Source organism: Rodentibacter rarus (assembly GCF_001998965.1).
Classification (GTDB): Bacteria; Pseudomonadota; Gammaproteobacteria; order Enterobacterales; family Pasteurellaceae; genus Rodentibacter; species Rodentibacter rarus.
Map to the genome: position 1 here is coordinate 1 of NZ_MLHJ01000077.1, position 1,220 is coordinate 1,220.

Consider the following 1,220-nt stretch of genomic DNA (forward strand, 5'->3'; position numbering starts at 1 on the left):
TAGCGCTCAGTTTGCCGTTGACATTCGCAACCGCTTGGCTCACGGTAGAGATTTGTGCCTTAGCATTATTCACTGAAGCATTAACCGTATCAATACGGCTGGCGAGGGCTTTATCCGCATTAGATAGAGTGCTTTGCACATTATCTATTTTGGCAGAAACGGTATTAACTGTCGTTTCAATATCTTCCGGTGCGGGTATCCAGTCTGTCGCAATGGTTCCTCTTTCCAATTTAAGACTATGGAACTCTACCCACTGATCGACAACTGAATTTCTAAACCCTAAAAGAATACTAGCTCGTTCTGTAGCAAAATAAGTGGTGAACGTGACTTTGTAAAAACGGAAATCCTCTTCGCTTAGCATATTGATGCTAGGCAACAGCATATTTCCGCCCGGTTCATCCCGCATTAAATAGCAATAGTCTAATTTGCTAATATTGCCTCTCGCAAAGAACGATAGCGTGTAGGTCTCACCCAATAGAATAGGCGTTCTACGAAACGGAGCGCTAGCATTAATTCCTGCTTGAGAACGATCTTTTGTGGCGATAATTTTAATTCTTCTACGTGGGTGTTCTGCTGAAAAGGTAATCGTTTCATTCAGTAAAAGTCAAAATGCGTTGTTGGCTGTAACTATAATCCTTTAATGCTCGGGCAGAACGGGTATAAAGTGTGGTTGTGGCTTCAAGGCTTGCTCGTGTTTTTGAGCAATATCAAATAGCTGTTTATTGACTGCATTATATTCTTCAATTGAGCCAGTAACAAATCGCACTTGAGCATTGAGGGATTTCATTATGTCCGCCATTTGGAGCAATGAGCCAATTCCCTGTATGCCTAGCCCCACTGCCAACAACCTTTTCAGGTTATTCATCATTTTATTGAGGCTTTCAACAGATTTTTCTGTTTGCCCCCCCCCCCGTAAATCTGACCGCACTTTGATCTGCCCCCAAAACCTGGACACCCAATTTGAGGTGCAGATGATGTCCTATTCTTATCAATTTCGTTTAAAAATTATCAAATTTGTCACCGAGTAGAATTTTGGCATTCGAGAGGTAGCTAAACTTCATAAAATCTTCCATTCGCTCGTCATTTATTGGCTAAAAGCATTCCAGGAAAGAGGGTTTGATGGCGTAAAATCACCTTATGCAAACCCTCAAACACCGAAAATAGTGAAGCCAAAGATGAAAAAGAAAGACATCGAAATCCCTGAAACCACAGACTTTCCC

1 protein-coding gene and 2 pseudogenes are annotated in these 1,220 nt (G+C 41.7%); 1 reads left to right on the forward strand and 2 read right to left on the reverse strand.

Translation table 11 applies throughout. The features are described 5' to 3' along the window. Positions 1-475 (reverse strand): annotated as a pseudogene (locus BKK50_RS08250) (DUF1664 domain-containing protein); the annotation flags it as partial. A 162-nt stretch (positions 476-637) separates the two neighbouring features. Beyond that, the gene (locus BKK50_RS08255) at positions 638-955 is read right to left on the reverse strand and encodes a hypothetical protein (RefSeq protein WP_077417120.1); all 318 of its coding nucleotides are present in this window, start codon (positions 953-955) and stop codon (positions 638-640) included. Between the two features lie 19 nt (positions 956-974). On the opposite strand from BKK50_RS08255, the pseudogene BKK50_RS12880 reads away from it, so the two are divergent. Then, positions 975-1,220 (forward strand): annotated as a pseudogene (locus BKK50_RS12880) (transposase); the annotation flags it as partial.